Origin of the sequence: Amycolatopsis sp. GA6-003, assembly GCF_046267895.1 — a bacterium.
GTDB lineage: Bacteria > Actinomycetota > Actinomycetes > Mycobacteriales > Pseudonocardiaceae > Amycolatopsis.
Genome location: NZ_CP176499.1, coordinates 7,214,632 through 7,236,239, shown reverse-complemented (window position 1 = coordinate 7,236,239; position 21,608 = coordinate 7,214,632). Strand labels below are relative to the sequence as shown.

General features: G+C 71.7%; 5 protein-coding genes. 2 read left to right on the top strand and 3 right to left on the bottom strand.

Annotation, left to right across the window (positions count from 1 at the left end; all coding sequences use genetic code 11):
- Positions 1-57: 57 nt before the first annotated feature.
- Positions 58-1,017 (top strand): NAD-dependent epimerase/dehydratase family protein, encoded by a 960-nt coding sequence (locus F9C12_RS32950; RefSeq protein ID WP_409462966.1) that lies wholly within the window; start codon positions 58-60, stop codon positions 1,015-1,017.
- Positions 1,018-1,070: 53 nt separating this feature from the next.
- Here F9C12_RS32950 and F9C12_RS32945 read toward each other — a convergent pair whose 3' ends face one another.
- Together F9C12_RS32945 and F9C12_RS32940 are read right to left on the bottom strand one after the other, a co-directional pair.
- Complete coding sequence (locus F9C12_RS32945) at positions 1,071-1,235, bottom strand: LuxR C-terminal-related transcriptional regulator (RefSeq protein ID WP_409462965.1); 165 nt, start codon at positions 1,233-1,235, stop codon at positions 1,071-1,073.
- Positions 1,232-3,820 carry a helix-turn-helix transcriptional regulator gene (locus tag F9C12_RS32940; protein WP_409462964.1) on the bottom strand — a complete coding sequence of 863 codons (2,589 nt, stop codon included), beginning with the start codon at positions 3,818-3,820 and terminating at the stop codon, positions 1,232-1,234. The genes F9C12_RS32945 and F9C12_RS32940 overlap by 4 nt, the downstream gene beginning before the upstream one ends.
- 478 nt (positions 3,821-4,298) lie before the next feature.
- On the opposite strand from F9C12_RS32940, the gene F9C12_RS32935 reads away from it, so the two are divergent.
- Complete coding sequence (locus F9C12_RS32935; protein WP_409185643.1) at positions 4,299-4,568, top strand: hypothetical protein; 270 nt, start codon at positions 4,299-4,301, stop codon at positions 4,566-4,568.
- 1,144 nt (positions 4,569-5,712) lie between these two features.
- Here F9C12_RS32935 and F9C12_RS32930 read toward each other — a convergent pair.
- Positions 5,713-21,540 (bottom strand): SDR family NAD(P)-dependent oxidoreductase, encoded by a 15,828-nt coding sequence (locus F9C12_RS32930; protein WP_409462963.1) that lies wholly within the window; start codon positions 21,538-21,540, stop codon positions 5,713-5,715.
- Positions 21,541-21,608 lie beyond the last annotated feature (68 nt).

The window sequence follows — 21,608 nt, the reverse complement described above, 5'->3', positions numbered from 1 at the left end:
GGCGGAGCCCCCGGCCTGGGGCGAAGCCCCGGATGACACTGAGAAAGGGACACTGACGTGCGTTACCTCATCACCGGAGGCGCCGGGTTCATCGGCTCCCACCTCACCGAGCACCTGCTGGCCCGCGGCGACGAGGTCGTCGCACTGGACAACCTGAGCACCGGCACCCTGGACAACCTCGCCGGCGTCGCCGGGCACCCCGGTTTCCGGTTCGTGCGCGGCTCGATCACCGACCCGAACGCGATCGAATCGTGCATGGCGGGCATCGACGCGGTCTTCCACCTCGCGGCCGCGGTCGGCGTGTTCACCATCCTCGACAAGACGATGGACAGCCTCCGCACCAACCTGCACGGCACCGAGAACATGCTCGACGCGGCGCTGCGGCACGACGTGCCGATCCTCGTCGCGTCCACCAGCGAGATCTACGGCAAGAACACCGCCGACGGCCTGCGCGAGGACGACGACCGGATCATCGGGTCGCCGCTGAAGAACCGCTGGTCCTACGCCGAGGCGAAGGCGCTGGACGAGACGTTCGCCCACCTGTACGCGGTGGAGCACGGCCTGCGCACGGTGATCGTGCGGCCGTTCAACACCGTCGGCCCGCGTCAGACCGGACGCTACGGCATGGTCATCCCGCGGTTCGTCACGCAGGCGCTGGCCGGCGAGCCGATCACGGTGTTCGGCGACGGGCAGCAGACCCGCTGCTTCTGCCACGTGCACGACGTCGTGCCCGCGCTGGCGGACCTGCTCGCCGACGAATCCGCGTACGGCAAGGTGTTCAACCTCGGCAGCAACGAGCAGACCACCATCTCGCAGCTGGCCGAGCGCGTGATCGGCGCGACCGGTTCGAGCAGCACCATCACGAAGGTGCCGTACGAGGAGGCGTACGGCGACGGGTACGAGGACATGCAGCGCCGCATTCCCGACTGCACCCGCGCGTACAACCACATCGGCTTCGTGCCGACGCGCTCCTTGGACGACATCATCGACGCGGTGGTCGCCGACCGCCGGTCCTGACCCGGTTCCGGTTTCGCCGAAGGGCCTCTCGCGGAGTTCGCGCGGGAGGCCCTTCACGCGTTCCGGAGCTTGACGTAGACGGCGGCGAGGTAGCGGGCGGCGGTGTTCGCGGACACTCCCAGTACCTCCGCGATCACCGCCACCGGCATGCCCTGCGCGGCGAGTTCCGCGACCCGCAGCTCGACGTCGGACAGCACCTGCGACCCGCTTTCCGTCACTGCCCGGCACCGGCCAGCTCGCCCGCCAGCGCGCTCCGTCCGGCCACGCCGAGTTTCCGGTACACCCTGGTCAGGTGTTGCTCCACAGTGGACACCGTGATGTAGAGCGTTTCGGCGATCTGGCGGTTGGTCCGCCCGTGCGCCGCCAGCTCCGCGACGCGCAGTTCGGCCTCGCTCAGCGCGGTCGCCGCCGGCCCCTCCGGATCCGCCCGCGGCGGCTCCGGTCTCGACGCCACCGGACGAGGCGTGAGCGGACGCATCGGCTGGCGCGGCACCTGCACCGATTTCACCAGGCCCGCCGAGCGTTCCGCGCGCTGGCCGAGCTGGTTGATCGCGCGGACCGTGCGGGCCAGCTCCAGCCGGTCGCCGGATTCCTTGAACGCCTCCGCCGCCCGGTTCAGCAAGCCCGGCCGCGCGCCGCTGTCCCCGGCGAACGCCAGCACCCGCAGCGCCACTGCCTGCGAGAACGCGTCCTTCGCGTCCGCCAGCTGCTGTTTCGCCAGCTCCACCGCCAGAGTCGGGTTGCGCAGCCGCAGATTCGCCTCGGCGAGATCGGTCCGCCACGGTGCCACCGCGGGCAGGTCGAGGTCGCTGTCCCGGAGAATCCGCTGGCATTGCTGGAAATCGCTCATCGCGGAGAGCCCTCGGTTCGTGGCCAGGTGGAACTGGCCGCGCGCCCGGAGGAACCGTACGCCGCCGAGGGTCGTGTACACGGTTTCGGGCAGAGCGTGGCGCAACACCGCTGCTGCGGCCTTGAACGCGCCCGCTGCGGTGTACGCGGTCAGCATCGTGGCCAACGGGTACGTGATCGCGACGCCCCAGTTTGGCTCGTCAAGCAGCGCGAGCGCACGGCTGGCCGCTTCCGCTGCTTCGGCCGGTTCGCCGCGACGCAGCAGCAGGCTTGCGCCGATAGCGTCGAGCATCGCCTTCCACGTCACCGCGCCGCGATACTCCGCTTCCTCGGCCAGCGAAGTGCACCAGCCTTCGGCACGGTCCGCCTTGCCGTCGTACGCGAGCGCGAGGATAGCCGTGGCCAGTGCTTCCAACGAAGTGTCCGACAGCCGGCAGTTCTGCAGAATCCGCTCCGCGCACACCGAAGTCTCTTCGCTGCCACCGACCCGCCATACCGAGGCGAGGGTGGTGGCGGTGCGCATCCAGGGATCCGAAGCGTCGAAGGGCAACTCCGGCGCCGCGCCGTAATGCCAGTGCGCGGCGAGCGTCAGTTCCGCGGCCATCCGGGGGTGCAGCGGCTCGAGGTCGTCGCCCAGCCGGACCAGTGCGGACTCGAACGTTTCGCGGTCGCCGAACCACAATGACTGGCGTACCAGAGCGATCCGGTCGGATTGGTCGAGCGAATCGGCTTCGCGCAACGCCGCGAGATGCGGTGCGGCCGCCGCCGGATTGACTCGCCAGGTGATCTTGGCCAGCAGCTGCGAGATCATCTGCTGCTCCCATGACGCGGTGGTCGTGGCCGCCGCCAGCTGCAGACAGCGAGTCGCGAAGTCGACATCGTCGCCGAGCATCACCTGCTCCGCCGCCGCGACCAGCACCGGCAGCGCCCACTCCGCCTGAGCTTCGCCCGCCGCCACGAGATGCCGCGCGACCTCCGGTGCCGGCAACCCGCGGGCGTGCTTCACCTCCGCCGCACGGATGTGCAGCTGCACCTTCTCCGACCCGCGCAACCCGCCGACGACCGCCGCCGCGGCCGGCTGCTGCCGGAACCGCACCCCGTCGACCAGGCCGGTCTCCACGAGCACGCCGGCGGACGCCTCGGCTTCGACCGGGTCGACGCCCGCGACGGTCGCCACCGCGTCCGTCGTCACGTCGGTGTCCAGCACCGCGATCGCCGTCGCCACTTCCCGCAGCGGCGAACCGTAACGGTGCAAAAGCCGTTGCACCGCATCGGAATACGCCGCGCTGTCGTCCGCCGAACCGCGGCGAGCGTCGACCAATGCGGCGACCAGCAACGGATTCCCCGCGCTCAGCCCGTAGATCCGCTCGGCCTCGCCGTGGTCGGCGACCAGCCGCGCGATCGCCTCCACGGTGAACGGCGTGAGATGCACGTACCGGTGCGGCTGGGCGGCGAATTCCATGCCCTCGCCGGAATACCAGCCGTCCGGCTGCGTCAGCACCAGCAACATCCCCGCCGACCGCGCCCGCCGCTGCAACCTCAGCAGCAGCCGGGCCGACGTCTCGTCCACGTGCTGCAAATCGTCCACCGCGATCAGCAGCGACCGCTCGCGCGCCAGCCGGTGCAAGGCACTGCACAACGCCGCGATCCGGTCCCCGCCGCACTCCGCGGCCAGCACCTCGCGCGGCAACGCCGGACAGGCCAGCAACTGGTCGAGCACACCTCCGTCGACGTCGCGCTCGTCGGCCGCGCCCGTCGCGGTGAGCGTCAGAACGCCCAGCTCGCGGGCCCGCGCCACCACTTGGTTCTGCACCTGCGTCTTCCCGCTGGCCGGTCCTCCGCCGACCAATACCGTGTCTCCCGCCCCCGCATCGCATTCGATCAGCAGCCCTTCGAGAAGGGACACTGCTTCGTTCGGCTCGGTGCGGCGGTTCTGCCCCCAGTTCACGCCCATCGCAAGCTCCTCGACCCAATGGTCATTCTTCCTGCGTCTGCCACAGTCGCAGCCGCCCCCTAAGCACAGCCAACCGCGATCTAAAGTCACTCAATTAGGTGATCATGATTACCGGGTGTCGCGGTTTTGCGTTTCGCTGGCCGCCGCCTGGGCGCGAGGGGCAGTTCTCTGCCGCTCCGCCTGGGTTTTAGGTCTGGACAGTGATCTTGAGGGTCTGGTTTCGCCAGGACGGGTTGACCGATTCGAGCGATTGCGTAATCGAACGCGCGTTCGATTCACTAGAGGGGTGCCCACGCCGCTCCCCTGTCCAGCCGAACACCGCCACCACAACCCTGCCCCGCTGGCAACCAGGGATCCGCCGGGGATAAGGGTGGGGAAACCCCAGGGAAGCTTCAGGAGCACACCCCATGGCTCCGACGGCCCCGTTCCGAGAAACTAGGTACAGCAAGGAAACACCCCCCTCACCCTGGAGGCCATCATGATGGCGATCACCACCGCCCCCGGCGTCACCCAGCGCATGCTCGCCAGCGGCCACCTGGAACTGACCTGCCGCACGACCAACCGGCACATCGAATGCGAACCGGTGGCCGCCGCGATGTGGATCGCCCTGAAACAGCACAACGGCGACGTAGACCAGGCAGCAAGCACCCTGTCCACCCTGTGGCACACGAACGAAGACGACACCCGCTACGACCTCATCGCCCTGGCCGGTTCCCTCTGCTCCCTGGGCATGGCCACCGAGTCGTAACGGGAACCGGTTGGGGTCGCGCCGGATACCGTGGCCGAGCCGGAGCAGCGCTCACCTGCCTGCGAGTCGTACCGAAGCTGCCTGCGCCCACCCCGGCAACCGTGGCCGAGCCGCAGCAACGCAACCCTGCCGGCGAGTCACAACCGGAACTGCTTGCGCTCACCCTAGGCAACCGTGGCCGAGCCGGAGCAGCGCACCCCTCTCGGCGAGTCGCAGCCGGAGCTGCCTGCGCTCACCCCGGACAACCGTGGCCGAGCCACAGCAGCGCACCCCACCCGCGAGCCGCAACCAGAACGCGCCGCGCCACCCCGCGACCGTCGGCCGAACCGCAGCAGCGCAACCCTGCCCGGGAGTCGCAACCGGAACCGCCCGAGTCCATGCCGGGCAACCGTGGCCGAACCGCAGCAGCGCTCGCCTCCCGGCGAGCCGCAGCCGGGGTTGCCTGCGCCCACCGCGGGCAACCGTGGCCGAACCGGAGCAGCGCCATCCCCCTGGGCCGATTTGCGCGCCAAAGCCCGTCGGCCCGCACGAAACCCTCGGCCGCCCAACGCGCCGCGCGATGTGCTCGGCCGACAGCTCGCCGTTCTCCACCGCGGCAGGTTCGCCCGCAGCTGCTCCCGCAGCGCGACCACCCGCGCGCAGCCGTCGCGATCCCGGCGGCTCCGGCCCCGATATGCCCAACCTTGCACCGGATGGCCACCGAGGTCGTCACGATCGCCCGTCGCGGCGCAGCGGGCCCGGATTCCCGTTCTCTGGCACGGGTTTGGCCGCGTCTCCCCACGGGATCAGCCGACTCGGGAACGGCCGCCTCTTCGCATCTGCCACCCGTGCAGGGCAAGGACTTTCCCGTGGCCGCGACCAGGCAGCCACCCGGCAAGGCGCTTGCGACTCGATCGCGCCTCCCAGTTCGCCTCCCCGCGTCCACAGTGGACATAGCGCGGCATCGGCCTCGGCAGAATCACCCCGGCGATCCAGCCTGATCGCCCCCAAACCCCAGCTCAGACCAGGCCGCGCAAAGCCACCCAGCAGACACACCGGCGGCCCGAGCCGATCGCGACGATCAGCTCGGGCCGCCGGTTGACTAGCCGCTAGTTACCCCTACAGAACCCGCAGTCGTCCTGAGCCGCTGCGCCAAAGGGCCGGGTCACTGGGATTCGCCCCCTTCCTCGGCGCCGCCCATCGCGGAGCGGACCAGGTCGGCCAGGTCCATCGAGGCGACTGCCGCTGCCGCGTCATCGGTGCCGTTCAGTTCTTCGACCGCTTCTTCCGAATCAGCAGGAGCCAGCTCGGTCAGCAGGTGCCGGGCCAGCGGCAGCGGGCTCGGGTAGTCGAAGATCAGCGTCGCGGGCAGCCGCAGGCCGGTCGCGGCGCCTAGCCGGTTGCGCAGCTCCAGTGCGGCCAGCGAGTCGATGCCCAGGTCGGTGAAGCCCTTCTCGACCCCGACCGCTGAAGCGTCGTCGTATCCGAGGACCGCCGCCGTGTGCTCGCACACCAACTGCAGTGCCGCCGAGTCTCGCTCGTCCGCCGGGAGCGTGGCGAGCTTGTCGGCGAACCCGGCCTCCGGTTCTGCCGCCGCGGCGACCGTCGCCCGCCGCGGTGTGGCGGTGGCCAGGCCCTTCAGCAGTGCCGACGCGCGGTCGGCCTCCTTGAGGTCGAGCTTCACCGGCACCAGCACCGCCGAGGAAGCGGACAGTGCGGCGTCGAACAGTTCCAAGCCCTCAGCCGCGGACAGTTCCGCGACCCCGGACCGGGCGATGTGTGCCAGGTCCACCTCGCCGTCGGTGCCTTCCCACGGACCCCACGCGAGCGACGTCGCCGGGAGGCCCAGCGAAGCGCGGTGCTCGGCCAGCGCGTCCAGGAACACGTTCCCAGCCGCGTAGTTCGCCTGTCCCGCCGCGAGCAGCAGGCCGCCCGCCGAGGAGTAGAGGACGAACGCTGCCAGGTTCCGATCAGCCGTCAGCTCGTGCAGGTTCCACGCCGCATCCACCTTGGGCCGCAACACGTTCTCGACCTGCTCCGGCGTCAACGCACTCAGCACCGCGCTGTCCATCTGCCCGGCCGCGTGCACCACGGCGGTCAGCCGCGGCAGCGTGTCGAGCAGTTTCGCCAGCTCGTCCCGGTCGGTGACGTCGCACGCGGCCATCGTCACCTTCGCGCCCTCGCCGGCCAGTTCGTCGACCAGCTCCCGCGCACCCGCCGCGTCGAGACCGCGCCGGCTGGTCAGGACCAGGTCCCGCGCACCGCGAGCGACCAGGTGCCGGGCCAGCAGCCCGCCGAGCAGGCCCGCGCCGCCGGTGATCAGCACCGTGCCGTCCGGATCCCATTCGACCGGCTCGCCGACCTCGGCGACCCGGGTCAGCCGCGGCACGCGCACCTCTCCGTTGCGCACCCGCGCCTCCGGTTCGCCGGACGCGACGACCGCGGGCAGCGCCCGGGCCGATTCCGCCGAAGCGTCGAGGTCCACAACCTGGATCCGGCCGGGGTTCTCCGCCTGCGCGGCCCGCACCAGCCCCCAGACCGGAGCCTGCGCCAGCTCGTCGCGGGTGACCACGACCAGCTTGCCTTCCCCGATCGACAGCCAGTTCTGCAAGTGCCGCAACGTTTCCTGCACGACCTGGTGCACCTGCGCGGGCACCGAACCGGAACCCGAGCCGACCGGCAGCACCAGCACCTCCGCGTCGACCGGCTCCGCCTTCAGCGGCACACCGAGACCGAGGTCGTCGGTGCCGAGCACCGCCCAGCCATCCAGCGAAGGCACCAGCCGGACCCCGGAAGCGGGCTGCCATTCGATCCGGTACAGCGAGTCCGGCACCTTCGCGCCGAGCTGGCCTTCCGACACCGGCCGCGTGACCAGCGAAGCGATCTGAGCCACCGGCGCACCGGCAGTGTCGGCCAGGTCGAGCGACGAACCGCTTTCGGTCTTCCGGACCCGCACCCGCAGCGCGGTCGCACCGCTGGCCCGCAGCGACACCGAGTTCCACGCGAACGGGATGGTCGTCTCGGTCAGCGCCTTCGGACCGCCCGGGATCAGGAAGTCGGTCGCGCCGAGTGCCGAGTCGAGCAGACCCGGGTGCAGGCCGAATTCGTTCGCCGCGGTGCCCTCCGGCAGCGCGACCTCGGCATACACCTCGCCTTCGCGGATCCAGATCGCCCGCAGGTTGCGGAACGTCGGACCGTAGCCGAAGCCGAGACCGGCCAGGTCGTCGTACAGCCCGGTCAGGTCGACCGATTCCGCGTCCGACGGCGGCCACTCAGCCAGCGAGAAGTCCGCGGCCGCACCGTTGGCCAGCGTGCCGGCGGCGTGCTGGACCCAGCCCGCCTCGGTCCGCGAGTGCACCGACAGCTCCCGGCGACCGCTGGCGTCCGGCGCGCTGATGACCACGCGCAGGTCGACCCCGTCTTCCGGCAGCAGCAACGGCGCCTGCTGCGTCAGCTCCTCCAGCAGGGTGCAGCCGACCTGGTCCCCGGCGTGCACCGCCAGCTCGACGTACGCGGTGCCGGGCAGCATCGTCCGCCCCATCACCACGTGGTCGGCCAGCCATGGCTGCGTCGCGACCGACAGCCGTCCGGTCAGCACCGCGCCGCCGTCGGGCAGTTCCACCAGCGCACCCAGCAGCGGGTGTCCGGCGGACTGTGCGCCCAAAGTGCTGACATCGCCGGTCGGCTTCGTCGCGTCGAGCCAGTACGACTTGTTCTGGAACGCGTAGGTCGGCAAGTCCACAGTGGACGCACCCTGGCCGGCGAACAGCGCCTTCCAGTCGATCTTCGCGCCCCGGGAGAACAGCGTCGCCAGCGCGGTGAACACGGTCGGCACCTCGGCCCGGCCGCGGCGCATCGCGGGCACCTGGACGACCCGGTCCGGCCGATCCGCGACCGTGGTGTCGCATTCGCGAGCCATCCCGGTGAGCACCGCGTCCGGCCCCAGTTCCACGAACCGGGTCACGCCCGCGGCGAGCAGCGTGCCGACGCCGTCGGCGAACCGGACGGCCTCCCGCACGTGGCCCACCCAGTACCGCGGCGAGCACAGTTCCGCGGCGGTCGCGATCTTGCCGGTCACGTTCGACACCACCGGGATCGACGGCGCGGAGTAGGTCAGTTTCTCCGCCACCACCGAGAACTCGGCCAGCATCGGCTCCATCAGCGACGAGTGGAACGCGTGCGAGACGACCAGCTGCTTCGTCCGGCGGCCAGCGTCGGAGAAGGTCGCCATGGCGGCGAGCACCGCCTCTTCCGGACCGGAGATGACCACCGACCGCGGCCCGTTCACCGCCGCGACGTCCACCCCGTCCGGAAGCGAGGCACGCACCTCCTCCTCAGTGGCCGCGATCGCCGCCATCGTGCCTCCGGACGGCAGCGCCTGCATGAGCCGGCCGCGGGCGGCGACCAGCGAGCAGGCGTCGGCCAGCGAGAACACTCCGGAAACGTGCGCGGCGGCCAGTTCGCCGATCGAGTGCCCGGCGACGTAATCCGGTGTGACGCCCCAGGATTCGGCCAGCCGGTACAGCGCGACCTCGATCGCGAACAGCGCGCATTGCGTGTACGCGGTCTGGTTGAGCAGCGGCGAGTCTTCCCAGATCACCTGCTTGAGCGGGGTTTCCAGCTCGGTGTCGAAGAGTCCGCAGATCTCGTCGAACGCTCCGGCGAACGCCGGGAACGCCTCGTACAGCCCGCGTCCCATGCCCGGCTGCTGCGCGCCCTGTCCGGTGAACAGGAACGCCGTCAGGTCGGCCGCGCTGACCGTGCCGGCCACGGTGCCCGCCGGGGTCCGGCCGTCGGCCAGTCCGTCGAGCGCCTTCAGCGCCGCTTCGCGGTCGGCCGCCAGGACCACCGCGCGGTGGTCGAGCGCGGCGCGGCCGGTGGCGAGCGAGTAGCCGATGTCGGTCAGGCTGACGTCCGGGTTGGCCCGCAGGTGCGCGGCCAGCCGGGCGGCCTGGTCGGCGAGTGCCGGGGCGACCGAACCAGCCAGCGGCAACGGAATCGCCGGCAGTTCCGGTGCGGTGCGCCGGATTTCGGTGGCCGGGGCGGGCGGGGCCTCCTCGATGATGATGTGCGCGTTGGTGCCGCTGATGCCGAACGACGAGACGCCGGCCCGGCGCGGGTGACCGTTGCGCAGCCACGGCCGCGGTTCGGTGAGCAGCTCGATGTTGCCCGTGGTCCAGTCGACGACCGGCGACGGCGCGTCGACGTGCATCGTCTTCGGCAACAGGTTGTGCCGCAACGCCTGCACGACCTTCATCACGCCTGCCGCGCCGCCGGACGCTTGCGCGTGCCCGATGTTCGACTTCACCGAACCCAGGTACAGCGGCCGGTCGCGGTCCTGGCCGTAGGTGGCCAGCAGTGCCTGCGCCTCGATCGGGTCGCCCAGCTTGGTGCCCGAACCGTGCGCCTCGACCGCGTCCACATCGGACGGCTTCAGCCCGCCCGCGGCGAGGGCCGCGTGGATCACGCGTTCCTGCGACGGGCCGTTCGGGGCGGTCAGGCCGTTGGACGCACCGTCCTGGTTGACCGCGCTCGACCGGACCACCGCGAGCACCTCGTGCCCGTTGCGCTGCGCGTCGGACAGCCGCTCCAGGAGCAGCAGGCCCGCGCCCTCGGCCCAGCCGACCCCGTCGGAAGCCGCGGAGAACGACTTCGACCGGCCGTTGGGCGAAAGCACGCCCTGGCGGCTGGAGTCGACAAAGAGATCCGACTGCGACAGCACGGTCACCCCGCCGGCCAGCGCCATCCCGCATTCCCCGGCCCGCAGCGCCTGCACCGCGAGGTGCAGCGTGACCAGCGAGGACGAGCACGCGGTGTCGACCGTCATGCTCGGGCCCTCGAGGCCGAGCAGGTAGGAGATCCGGCCGGAGACGACCGCGCCGGAGCTGCCGTTGGGGATGTAGGCGGCGACGTCGGCCGGGGCGCCCGGGGCGCGGCTGCCGTAGTCGTCGTACATCGCGCCGGTGAAGACGCCGGTCAGGCTGCCGCGCAGCGCGGTCGGGTCGATCCCGGCGCGCTCGATGGCCTCCCACGCGGTTTCCAGCAGAAGCCGCTGCTGCGGGTCCATCGCCATCGCCTCGCGCGGGCCGATGCCGAAGAACGCCGGGTCGAACTCCGCCGCGTCGTGCAGGAAGCCGCCCTGGTTGGCATACGTCTTGCCGCGTTTGCCGCGCTCCGGGTCGTAGATGCCCTCGATGTCCCAGCCGCGGTTGGTCGGGAAGCCGGACACCGCGTCGACCTCGTCGACCAGCAGCTGCCACAGATCCTCCGGCGACCGGACGCCGCCGGGGTAGCGGCAGGCCATGCCGACGATCGCGATCGGCTCCTGCATCGACGCGTTCGTCCGGGCCGTCGTCGCCGGGGTCTTCGCGACCGCGCCGAGCAGCTTGCCCTTGACGAAGTCCGCGACGGCCTTGGCGGTCGGGTGGTCGAAGATCAGCGTCGCGGGCAGCGTCAGGCCGGTCGCGGTGCCGAGCAGGTTGCGCAGCTCGACCGCGGCGAGCGAGTCGAAGCCCAGCTCCTTGAACGCCCGCGTTCCGTCCACTTCGGACTTGTCGGCGTAGCCGAGCACGGTGGCCACCTGCGTGCGGACCAGGTCGAGCAGCACCCGGTCCCGTTCGCTTTCGACCAGCGCGGCCAGTTCGTCGGCGAGCGCGTTGTCCGCCGCCTTGGCCGCCTTCGCCACGCGACGTGCCTTCGGCGGCACGAAACCACGCAGCAGCGCGGGCAGTTCGTCGGTGCGTGCCCGCAGCGCCGGGACGTCCACGCGCAGCGGCGCGATCACCGCGTCTTCGGTGGCCACGGCGGCGTCGAACAGGGTCAAGCCCTGCTCGGCGGTCACCGCGGGCAGGCCGAGGCGGGCCATCCGGGCGAGGTCGGCTTCGGCGAGGTCGCCGCCGAGTCCGGTGTTTTCCGCCCACAGCCCCCACGCCAGCGCGGTGGCCGGAAGCCCGGCCGCACGCCGGTGTTCGGCGAGCCCGTCGAGGAACGCGTTGGCCGCGGCGTAGTTCGCCTGTCCGGCCGGCAGCACCTGGCCGCCCGCCGAGGAGAACAGGACGAACGCGGACAGCTGCCGGTCGGCGGTCAGCTCGTGCAGGTGCCAGGCCGCGTCGACCTTCGGCCGCAGCACCGCGGCAAGCTGCTCCGCGGTGAGGGAATCGAAGACACCGCTGTCGGCGGTACCGGCGGCGTGCACCACCGCGCCGAGGTCCGGCAGGCCGTTGACCAGCTCCGCGACTGCTTCCCGGTCCGCGACATCGCAAGCCGCCACCTGAACGGTCGCGCCGAGGTCGGTCAGCTCTTCGGCCAGTTGCGCGGCACCCGGTGCCTCGAGACCGCGGCGGCTGGTGAGCACGAGGCTCCGCACGCCGTGCTCGGCCACCAGGTAACGCGCCAGCAGGCTGCCGAGCCCGCCGGTGCCGCCGGTGATCAGGACCGTGCCGTCCCACGCCGTGGCGCCGGTTGATTCGGTGCGGGTGTAGCGCGGGGCAAGGACCGCGCCGGCGCGGATCGCCGACTCCGGCTCGCCCGAGGCGACCACCGCGGCGATCGTCTCGACCTTCGTGTCCGCATCCGCGTCGATCAGGAACGCGCGGCCGGGGTGTTCGGCTTGCGCCGCCCGGGCGAGGCCCCACAGCAGACCCTGCGTGACGTCCACAGTGGACTCACCGGCTGGGACCGCTGCCTCGGTGACGATGGCGAGTTTCGTGTCCGTCAGCCGCGATTCGGCCAGCCACGCCTGAATCTCGGCGAGCAGCCAAGTCGCGTTGGCCCGTGCTGCTTCCGGCACCGCGCCGTCTGTGGCAGGCACCGACAGCGTCACGAGACCCGGCACCGGCTCGCCGCGATCCACGGCACCGAGCAAGTCCGCGAAGCCGCTGTAGGTGGCGGCCACGCCGACCCGGCCCCGGCCGATCGCGACGACGTCGCCCGGCTCCGCGGCCGGGACCGGCACGGACTGCCAGCCGATCTTGAGCAGCGCACCGTCGGTGGTCTCCGCCTGCGCGGCCAGTTCGGTCCGCACCGGCCGCGAGACCAGCGACTCGACCGACGCGACCGGGTTGCCTTCGCCGTCCGCGACCTCGATCGAGGACAGTTCGTCGCCGTCCAGCCGGACAATCCGCACCCGCAGCACCGAAGCGCCGACCGCGTGCAGCGTGACGCCGTTCCAGACGAACGGAAGCAGCGTCGAACCGCTCGGGTCGCCGAGGAGGTCGGCGTGCATCGCGGTGTCGAGCAGCGCCGGGTGCAGGCCGTAGGAACCCGCCGTGGACGCGGCCGGTTCCGGCAGCGCGACCTCGGCGAACACCTCGTTGCCGCGGCGCCACGCGGCCTGCAGGCCCTGGAACGCCGGGCCGTAGCCGTAGCCGCGCTCGTTGAGCAGCTCGTACGCGCCCTCGACCGGGATCGGGGTCGCGCCCGGAGGCGGCCATTCGGTGAGGCCAGCGGGCTCCGGCCGCGCGGTGGCGGACAGCGTGCCCAGCGCGTGCTGAGTCCAGTCGCCGTCCGATTCGACCGGGCGGGAGAACACGGTGACCGGGCGGCGGTCGCCGTTCGCCGGGCCGACCACGACCTGCAGCGCGACCGCGCCGTCCGGCGGCAGGATGAGCGGTGTCTGCAGCGTCAGCTCCTCCACCGTCGGGTGGCCCACCTGGTCGCCGGCGGCGACCGCCAGCTCGACGAACCCGGTGCCGGGCACCAGGATCGCGCCCTTCACCACGTGGTCGGCGACCCACGGCACCGACGACGCGGACAACCGTCCAGTGAGGACAGTGGTGTCCGAACCGGACAGTGCCACGACCGCGCCCAGCATCGGGTGCGCCAGCGGCTGCTGGCCGACCGAGGTGACGTCGCCGGACGGAGTGGCGTCGAGCCAGTAACGCTTGTGCTGGAAGGCATACGTCGGCAGGTCGAGCCGGACCGGGCCGTCGCCAAGCAGCGGGCCGAGCTTTACCGCGCCGCGGACGTGCAGGCGACCGGCCGCGGTGAGCGCGATGCGCACCTCGTCCTGGTCGCGCCGGCCGAACGGGACGAACTCGGCGTCGACATTCAGCGGGCCGAGCGCGGACAGCACGCTGTCCGGACCGATTTCCAGGAAGGTCTGGACGCCGCTCTCCGCCAAAGTCGTGACCGCGGCCCCGAAACGGACAGTCTCGCGGACATGGGTGACCCAGTACTCCGGCGAACGCAGCTCGTCGTCGGTGGCGAGTTTCCCGGTCACCGTCGAGACAATCGGGATCGTCGGCGCGTCGTAGGCCAAGCCAGCGGCGATCTCGCGGAACTCGTCGAGCATCGGCGTCATCAGCGGCGAGTGGAACGCGTGACTCACGCGCAACCGTCGCGTTTGGACATCGCCGGCGGCCCGCTCGATCTCGGCGACCACGTCCGCGTCGCCCGAGACGACGACGGCGGCCGGACCGTTCACCGCGGCGATGCTGACCGCGTCCTCGTGGCCCTGCAACAGCTCGCGAACCGCGTACTCGGTCGCGGCGAGCGAGACCATCGCACCGCGACGGTCGTTCAGCGCGCCCATCAACCGACCCCGTGCGGCGACCAGTTTCGCTGCGTCCTCAAGGGAAAGCACGCCCGCGACGTGGGCCGCGGCCAGCTCGCCGATCGAATGTCCGGCGAGCGCGTCGGGCCGGAAGCCCCACGACTCGGCGAGCCGAAACAGCGCGACCTCGACCGCGAACAGCCCGGTCTGGGTGTACTGCGTCTGGTCGAGCAGGCCGCGGTCGGCGAGTTCGGTGGTGCCGAACACGACGTCCCGCAGCGGCACGTCGACCAGCGGGTCGATCGCCGCGCACACGGCGTCGAACGCCGTCGCGAAGGCCGGGTACGCGTCATACAGCTCGCGTCCCATGCCGACTCGCTGCGCGCCCTGGCCGGAGAACAGGAAGGCGAGCTTCCCGTCCACGACCTGGCCGGTCGGGGCGTCCCCGGCAGCCAGCGCGTCGAGTCCGTCGGCGAGTTCTCCCGCGGTCTCGGCGACCACCACCGCGCGGTGTTCCAGCGAAGCCCGCGTCGCAGCCAGCGAACGCGCGATCTCCGCGACGGAAACGCCCTCGGCGAGCCAAGAACGCAGCCGCGCCGCCTGTCCGCGCACCGCGGCGGCGGACCGGCCGGACAGCGCGACCGGAACGATCGTCTGCGTCTCCGAAGGCCGCTCGACCGGGATCGCCGGCGCCTGCTCCAGGATGACGTGCGCGTTCGTTCCGCTGATGCCGAACGACGACACCGCGGCGCGCCGCGGCCGATCCGGCGACCACTCGCGCGCTTCGGTCAGCAGCCGGACCGCGCCGGTCTCCCAATCGACCACAGTGGACGGACGGTCGACGTGCAGCGTCTGCGGCAACTGGCCGTGCTGCATCGCCATAACCATCTTGATGATGCCCGCGACGCCCGCCGCGGCCTGCGTGTGCCCGATGTTGGACTTGATCGACCCGAGCCACAGCGGCTGGTCCCCGGAACGGTCCTGCCCGTAGGTGGCCAGCAGCGCCTGCGCCTCGATCGGGTCGCCCAGCGTGGTGCCGGTGCCGTGCCCCTCGACAACGTCCACTTCGGACGGCTGCAGACCAGCGTCGGCCAGCGCCTTGGCGATCACCCGCTGCTGCGAAGGACCGTTCGGCGCGGTGAGGCCGTTCGACGCACCGTCGTGGTTCACCGCGGAACCGCGCAGGACCGCGAGCACCGGGTGCCCGTTGCGGCGAGCGTCCGACAGCCGCTCGACGAGCAGCATGCCCGCGCCCTCGCCCCAGCCGGTGCCGTCCGCCGCTTCGGCGAACGCCTTGCACCGGCCGTCGGCGGAAAGCCCGCGCTGACGGCTGAAGTCGATGAAAGTGTCCGGAGTGGACATCACGGTGACACCGCCGGCCAGCGCCAGCGTGCACTCCCCGCGACGCAGCGCCTGCACCGCCCAGTGCAGCGCGACCAGCGACGACGAGCACGCGGTGTCCACGGTGACGGTCGGGCCTTCCAGACCCAGCGCGTACGACACGCGGCCGGACACGACGCTGGCTAGGCTGCCGTTGCCGAGGTAGCCCGCGATGTCGTCGGAAACCGTGCCGAGGCGGGTGCCCCAGTCGTGGTACATCACGCCGGCGAACACGCCGGTCGCGCTGCCGCGAAGGCCGACCGGGTCGATTCCGGCCCGCTCGAAGGCTTCCCAGGACACCTCCAGCAGCAGCCGCTGCTGCGGGTCCATCGCCGCCGCTTCGCGCGGGCTGATCTCGAAGAAGTCCGCGTCGAACTCGGCCGCGTCGTGCAGGAAGGCGCCGTGCTTGACGTAGGAGTGGCCGGGCTTGCCGGGCTCCGGGTCATACAGCGAGTCGACGTTCCAGCCGCGGTCGACCGGGAAGCCGGACAGCGCTTCCTCGCCCTCGGACACGAGCCGCCACAGGTCTTCCGGCGTCTCAACGCCACCCGGGTAGCGGCAAGCGATGCCGACGATGGCGATGGGCTCCTCCGGGTCCACAGTGGTCACCGGGGTGACGGTCCGCGTCGGGGCGAGACCAGCCAGGCGCGAGGCCAGGTACTCGGCGAGCGCACGCGGCGTCGGATAGTCGAACACCAGCGTCGCGGGCAGCCGCATGCCGGTGACCGAGTCGAGGATGTTGCGCAGTTCCACCGCGGCCAGCGAGTCGAACCCGATCTCGCCGAACGGGCGGGCCGGGCTGATCGCGTCCGCGCTGTCGTGGCCGAGAACGGCCGCGACGTGCGTGCGCACCAGGTCGAGCAGCGCGCGGTCGCGGTCGGCCTCGGCGAGGTGCGCGAACCGCTCGGCGAACTGCTGCTCGGGCGTCACTTCCCCGCTGGCGACCGCGATCCGGCGGCGGCCGGCGGGGACGAGCCCGCGCAGCACGGCCGGAACGTCCTCGCCGCGCGACCGCAGTGCCGCGCGGTCGACCCGGGTCGGCACGACCGTCGGAACACCGGTGCCGAGCGCGGCGTCAAGGGCGGCAAGGCTTTCCGACACGGTGAGCGGAGCCAGCCCCAGCCGCGCGATGCGGTTTCGGTCCACTTCGGACAGTGTCGCGCCCATGCCGATCGCCTGCCCGGCGTCGGGCGCCCACAGGCCCCAGGCCAGCGACGTGGCGGGCAGGCCAGCCGCGTGGCGGTGCTCGGCCAGCGCGTCGAGGAAGGTGTTGCCCGCGGCGTAGTTCGCCTGTCCGGCACCGTCGGCAAGACCCGCCGAGGAGGAGAACAGGACGAACGCCGACAGGCCGAGTTCCTCGGTCAGCTCGTGCAGCGCCCACGCCGCGTCAAGCTTCGGAGCCAGCACCGCGTCGAGCTGCTCGGCGGTCAGCGAGCCGATCATCGCGTTGTCGAGCACGCCAGCGGTGTGCACGACCGCGGACAGCGGGTGCTCCGCCTTCTTGATCGCCGTCGACAGCGAACGCTTCTTGCTGACGTCCGCGGCGACCACCTTCGCGGTCGCGCCCAGCTCCGCCAGCTCTTCGACCAGCTCGGCCGCCCCCGGTGCGTTAAGACCGCGACGGCTCAGCAACAGCAAGCTGCGCACGCCGTGCTTCGTGACGAGGTGCTTCGCGACCTGGGCTCCGAGACCACCGGTGCCGCCGGTGATCAGCACCGTGCCGTCCGCACGCCAGGTCGGCTCGCCGGCTTCGGCGGCCAACCGGACCAGCCGACCAGCCGAGACCGTGTCGCCGTCGATCCGCAGCTCCGGCTCGCCCGAGCCGAGCGCAGTGGCCAGGGTCGCCGGGGTGGCCACGCCCTCCACCAGAACCACGCGACCGGGATGCTCGGCCTGCGCCGAACGCACGAGACCGCGGACGGCGGAGTCAGCGAGCGTTCCGCGCGTCAACACCACCAGACGCGCACTGGCGTAGCGGTCGCCTTCCAGCCACTGCTGCAGCACAGTCCGCACGCGGTGCGCGGTCTGCTTCGCAGCGGCGGCGAGGTTCTTGCCCGGAACGGAAACCGGCAGCAGCACGACCTCGGGCACGTCGACCAGCGACACCAGCGAGTCGACCACCGGAACGTCAAACCCGCTGATGGAACCCAGCGAGGCCAGCGCCGGCAGCTCCGCCGAGGCAGTGACCGGCGTCCATTCGACGGTGTACAGCAGGTCGCGCGCCTGGGTGCCGAGGTCGGCCTCGCGGACCGGCCGCGAGCGGAACGACTCGACGGACAGCACCGGCGTACCGGCCACGTCCGTCACGTCGATCGAGACCCCGCCGGTGGCCGGCGAAGTGATCCGCACCCGGACCTCGGTCGCGCCGGAAGCGTGCAGCCGCACGCCGGTCCACGCGAACGGCAGCCGGATCTCGTCCGGCTCGCGCGCCTCGCCAGGAGCGAAGTCGGTGGCGTGCAGGACCGCGTCGAGCAGCGCCGGGTGAACGCCAAACGCCGCGTCACGCCCGGCCGTGGGCAGCGCGACCTCGGCGAACACGACGTCGTCCCGCTTCCACGCGGTGCGCAGGCCTTGGAACAGCGGACCGTAGCCGTAACCCTGTTCGGCCAGTTCGCCGTACAGCTCGTTCGTCGCGACCACCTCGGCACCGGCGGGCGGCCACTCGCCGCGCGGCGCGGGTTCGACCACCGGGCCAGCGGCGAGGACACCGACGGCGTGCCGGGTCCAGGCCGCGTCGGCGTCGTGGTCAGGACGGGAGTGGAACTCGATGGTGCGGCGGCCGTCGACGTCCGGGCCGACCAGCGTCTGCAGCGCCACGCCACCCGTCTCCGGCAGCGCGAGCGGAGCCTGCAGGGTCAGCTCGTCGACCACGCCGTAGCCGACCTGGGCGGCGGCGTGCAAAGCCATCTCGACGAACGCGGTGCCCGGCAGGACCGGCGTGCCGGCGATCGCGTGGTCGGCCAGCCACGGGTGCGTCCGCAGTGCGACGCGCCCGGTGAGGACCAGGCCGTCGTCGCCCGCGAGACCGATCTCGGCGGCGAGCAGCGGATGCCCGGAAGCCAGCTGCCCGAAGTCCGCCGCGTCGCCGTGCCCGGTCGGCGCGGTGAGCCAGTAGTGCTTGTGCTGGAAGGCATACGTCGGCAAGTCGACCGCTTGAGCGGTGCCGAAGAACGCCGTCCAGTCGATCGCCACGCCACGGGTGTGCAGGCGGCCGAGCGCGGTCGCGAGGGTGGCGACCTCGGGCCGGTCGCGGCGCTGCGCGGGAGTGCACGCGATGGCCTCGCTGGTGCCGGCGGCCATCGCCGAGAGCACGGCGTCCGGACCAACCTCGATCGCGGTCGTCACGCCAGCGTCGACCAGCGCCTGAACCCCGTCGGCGAACCGCACCGCGCGGCGGACGTGCCAAAGCCAGTAGCCCGGCGAGCACAGTTCCTCCGCGGTCGCGATCCGGCCGGTCACGTTCGAGACGACCGGGACCGTCGGGGCCGCGTACTCGACCACCTCGAGGATTTCGCGGAACTCGGCCAGCATCGGCTCCATCAGCGGCGAGTGGAACGCGTGCGATACGCGCAGCTCGCTCACCTTGCGGCCCTGCATGCGGAACACCGACACGACGGCATCGACCGCTTCGCGCTCGCCGGAGACGACGACCGACGTCGGACCGTTCACCGCGGCCAGGCTGACCTCGTCGCCGAGAAGCGGCTGCACCTCGTCCTCGGTGGCCGCGATGGCGACCATCGCCCCTCCGCCCTTGCCCCCGCCGCCACCCTCAACGGAGCCGCTCCGCGACGCTGTGTTGTTCCTGGGCAAAGCCTGCATGAGCCGTCCGCGAGCGGCGACCACCAGGCACGCGTCGGCGAGCGACCACACGCCCGCGATGTGCGCGGCAGCCAGCTCGCCGATCGAGTGGCCGAGCAAGATGTCCGGTCGCACGCCCCACGATTCGAGCAGCCGCGCCAACGCGACCTCGACCGCGAACAGCGCGCACTGGGTGTACTGCGTCTCGTTCAGCTCCTCAGCGTTGTCGCCGAAGAGGACGTCGCGCAGCGGAGTCTCCATCTGCACGTCGAGGTGGTCGACGGCCTCGTCGAAGACCTCGGCGAACTTCGGGTACGCCAGGTACAGCTCACGCCCCATCGCGAGCCGCTGCGAACCCTGGCCGGTGAACAGCATCGCGAGCTTGCCCGGCGTGCGCTCGCCGACGACGACGTTCGGGTCCTGCTCCCCCGCCGCCAGCGCCTGCAGTCCGCGCACGGCCTCGGCGACGTCCTCCGCGACCACCACGGCCCGCTGGTCGTGCGCGGCACGCGTGGTGGCCAGCGAGAAGCCGAGGTCGCTCAGGTGCTGAGACTCCACAATGGACAGAAGGGCGGCGGCCTGTGCCTTCAGCGCTTCTTCGCTGCGCGCCGACACCACGAGCGGCACAACCGGCAGCTCATCGCTGGTGGTCTCGACGACCTCGATGGCCGGAGCCTGCTCGATGATGACGTGCGCGTTGGTCCCGCTCACGCCGAACGACGAAACACCAGCGCGGCGCGGACGTTCGTTCTCCGGCCATTCCCGCTGCTCGGTCAGCAGCTCGACGGCGCCCGCGGTCCAGTCGACGTGCGGCGTCGGCTCGTCCACGTGCAGCGTCTTCGGCAGTACGCCGTGCCGCATCGCCTCGACCATCTTGATCACGCCCGCGACGCCCGCGGCGGCCTGCGTGTGGCCGATGTTCGACTTGATCGACCCGAGCAGCAGCGGCGTTTCGCGGTCCTGACCGTAGGTGGACAGCAGCGCCTGCGCCTCGATCGGGTCGCCGAGCCGGGTGCCGGTGCCGTGCGCCTCGACCGCGTCCACCTCGGCCGCTTCCAGACCAGCGTCGGCCAGCGCGCGCTTGATCACGCGCTGCTGCGACGGGCCGTTCGGCGCGGTAAGGCCATTCGACGCGCCATCGGAGTTGATCGCCGAACCGCGCACCACGGCGAGCACGGTGTGTCCATTCGCGACTGCGTCGGAAAGCCGTTCCAGCACCAGGACGCCAACACCCTCGGCGAACCCAGTGCCGTCCGCGGCGGCCGCGAAAGCCTTGCACCGACCGTCTTCCGCAAGACCACGCTGACGGCTGAATGCGGTGAACGTGCCCGGCGCGCCCATCACCGCGACGCCACCGGCGAGCGCGAGCTGGGTTTCCCCACGCCGCAACGCCTGCACCGCCAAGTGCAGCGCGACGAGCGAACCGGAGCAAGCAGTGTCGACGGTCAGCGTCGGCCCTTCGAGACCGAGCGCGTAAGCGACCCGGCCGGAGACGACGCTGGGCGCGTTACCGGTGAGCAGGTAGCCGTCGAGACCGTCGGGAGCTTCGTGCAGCCGAGGGCCGTACTCCTGCGCCTCGGCACCGATGAACACGCCCGCCGGAGTGCCACGCAGCGTGGACGGGTCGATCTTGGCCCGCTCCAACGCTTCCCACGCCGTCTCCAGCACGAGCCGCTGCTGCGGGTCCATCGCGGACGCTTCGCGCGGCGCGATGCCGAAGAACCCGGCGTCGAATTCCCCGGCCCCGGGCAGGAATCCGCCCGAGGCGACATAGCTGCTGCCCGGCTGGTCTGGGTCCGGGTCATACAGGCGGTCGAGGTCCCAGCCGCGGTCGTCCGGAAAGCCGGAGATGGTGTGCACCTCGTCGGCGACCAGCTGCCACAACGCTTCCGGCGACACCGCGCCGCCGGGATAGCGGCAGCCGATGCCGACGATCGCGACCGGCTCGTCGTGGGATCCTCCCGCGGCCAGCGCCGCGACGGATTCCTCCGCGCCGAACACCTCGGCGTGCAGGAACCGGGCGACCGCGGCCGGGGTCGGGTAGTCGAAGGCCAGCGTCACCGGCAGGTCGAGCCCGGTCGCGTCGGTCAGCTGCGCGTGCAGCTCCACCGCCGCCAGCGAGTCGAAACCGTGGTCGGAGAACGCTTTCTCCGGGTCGAGGACGGCGGGAACCTCGGGCAGCGCGGCCCGCAGCGCCGCCCGCGTCGCGTCGTGGACCACGCCGGCGAGGAAGCCCGCGCGGTCCGCCGGCGGCAGAAGCGTCAATCGCTCCGCGAAGCCGGATTCCCGATTCTTTTCACTCTCACGCATTGCGCACTCCACCGCGGTAGCCAGGCAGCATTCATGGGTCGTCGGTCGGATCGTAAGGCGGGCTCGAGCCGCGCCGGATC

Coding starts and splice junctions, on each gene's coding strand:
- F9C12_RS32940 (WP_409462964.1), bottom strand. CDS start 3,820: ATGGGCGTGAACTGGGGGCAGAACCGCCGCACCGAGCCGAACGAAGCA.
- F9C12_RS32935 (WP_409185643.1), top strand. CDS start 4,299: ATGATGGCGATCACCACCGCCCCCGGCGTCACCCAGCGCATGCTCGCC.